Genomic DNA, 1,901 nt, shown 5'->3' with positions numbered 1-1,901 from the left:
GGGCTGGACCGAACTCTGCGACGCCGTCCTCGCCGCGGGCAGCACCGACCTCGATCTGCTCCCCGAGCTGGCCGTGACCCCCGCGGCGAAGACCGCCTGGAAGATCGTCGAACCACTGCTCGCACAGGCACTCGCCGCCGACGTGATCCTCATCGGGACCCCGATGTACAACTACTCGATCCCCGCCGCGCTCAAGGCCTGGCTCGACCAGATCACCTTCCCGCGAATGTCGCTGGGGGAGCGCAGGTTCGTGGTAGTCGGCGCCCGCGGTGGCGCCTACTCGCCCGGTGCGCCGAAGGCGGCCTACGACTACCAGGAGCGCTACCTGCGCGACTTCTTCGCAGGCCATTTCGCCGTCACCGACGCCGTGTTCGTCCACGCCGAACTCGCCAACGCCGTACAGGACCCGAACCTGGCCCACCTGCGCGACGCGCACGAGGCCTCGCTCGCCGCCGCGCTGACCGAAGTTCGTCTGCTCGCAAAGGACTACGTGAAATGAGCTGGGTAGTACTCGGTCTCGCCGGTCTCGTCGAGATCATCTGGTCGCAGACCATCAAACCCACCGAGAACTTCACCAAACTCGGCCCGACCCTGCTCTGCATCGCCCTCGGCTCGCTCGCGGTGTACCTGCTCTCGCGAGCCATGCACACCCTCCCGGTCGGCACCGCCTACGCGGGGTTCACCGGAATCGGCGCGCTCGGCGCGATCAGCCTCGGCGTCCTTGTCCACAAGGATCCGCTCAGCGCGGGCCGCATGCTGGCACTGGCGCTGATCCTCGGCGGGATCGTGCTCGCCCGCGTCACCAACCCCGAGTGACGCTGTCGCACACCCGATGCGGTGATCGGCCGGTCCGGGCCGGTAAGGTCGGCTGATGGACCAGCCAGTTCGCCCCCCGGACCTGTCTGCGCGACCGCACGAGCTCACGGTCGAGCGCGTGATGAAAGCCTCGCCCAGCCTGCTCTACGCGGCCTGGACCCAGGGCCTCGACCTGTGGCTGGCCGTTCCCGGATCGGTCCTCATGCGCCCCGCCGTGAACGAGCCGCTCTACTTCGACACCGGCTCGGCCGACAAGCGCAACCCGCATTACGGCCGCATCCTGCTGCTGGAACAGGACCGCCGGATCGAATTCACCTGGGTCACCGCGGCCACCGACGGCGTGGAAACCGTGGTCGCCGCCGAATTCCTCAAGCAGCCACGCGGCATCCGGCTGCGCCTGCGCCACTCGGGCTTCCCCACCGCCGCCATCCGTGACCTGCACCAGCAGGTCTGGCCGGAGATGCTGGAACGGCTGGACGAGGTCACCGGCGCCGCCTGAGACGCCGAACTCCGTCCGGGATCCGAGTAGGTTCGTCACCGGACGCAACACCCACCGAATCGAAAGGATTGCCATGCCGACTCGTAGCGCACGCACCCTCTGGGCAGGCGGACTGCAGGACGGTTCCGGCCAGGTCGAACTGGTCAGCTCCGGTGCGGGCAAGTTCGATGTGACCTTCCCGCGCCGCGCTGCCGAGGTCGCCGAGGGCACCAGCCCGGAAGAGCTGATCGCGGCGGCGCATTCGTCGTGCTACTCGATGGCGCTCTCGGCCGAGATCGCCAATGCGGGCGGCACTCCGGAAAGCCTGGATGTCACCGCCGACGTCACCCTCGCGCCGGACCCGGCCGGTGGGTTCCAGATCAGCAAGATCAAGCTGACCGTGCGCGCCGTCGCGGCCGGGCTCGACGCCGAGGGCTTCTACACCGCGGCCACCGCCGCCAAGAACGGCTGCCCGGTCAGCAAGGCACTGGCCGGCGTCGCCGAGGTCGAGTTGGACGCCGAGCTGATTTGATCCGTCCGGCATTTTCGTGCGATTCGCCGCTGTGCAGTCGGAAAACTGACTGGTAGGGGCCGGATTGCACGAAAA

General features: G+C 68.3%; 4 protein-coding genes. All 4 read left to right on the top strand.

What is annotated here, in order from left to right:
• Positions 1-499, top strand: a 499-nt coding sequence (locus ACFWPJ_RS19730; RefSeq protein ID WP_378853321.1) for an NAD(P)H-dependent oxidoreductase, incomplete at its 5' end; no start/stop codon positions are given.
• Positions 496-816 (top strand): DMT family transporter, encoded by a 321-nt coding sequence (locus ACFWPJ_RS19725; protein WP_378853319.1) that lies wholly within the window; start codon positions 496-498, stop codon positions 814-816. The genes ACFWPJ_RS19730 and ACFWPJ_RS19725, both read left to right, overlap by 4 nt.
• Before the next feature lie 55 nt (positions 817-871).
• The gene (locus tag ACFWPJ_RS19720; RefSeq protein ID WP_378853317.1) at positions 872-1,315 is read left to right on the top strand and encodes an SRPBCC domain-containing protein; all 444 of its coding nucleotides are present in this window, start codon (positions 872-874) and stop codon (positions 1,313-1,315) included.
• Positions 1,316-1,388: 73 nt separating this feature from the next.
• Entirely contained in the window at positions 1,389-1,826 is a 438-nt protein-coding gene (locus ACFWPJ_RS19715) for an OsmC family peroxiredoxin (RefSeq protein ID WP_189029705.1), read from the top strand.
• The last annotated feature ends 75 nt before the right edge of the window (positions 1,827-1,901 follow it).

The organism is Nocardia sp. NPDC058497 (assembly GCF_042720195.1).
In the GTDB taxonomy this organism is placed as follows: Bacteria; Actinomycetota; Actinomycetes; order Mycobacteriales; family Mycobacteriaceae; genus Nocardia.
The sequence above is the reverse complement of the archived record's forward strand: the minus strand, read 5'-3'. Positions and strand labels throughout refer to the sequence as shown.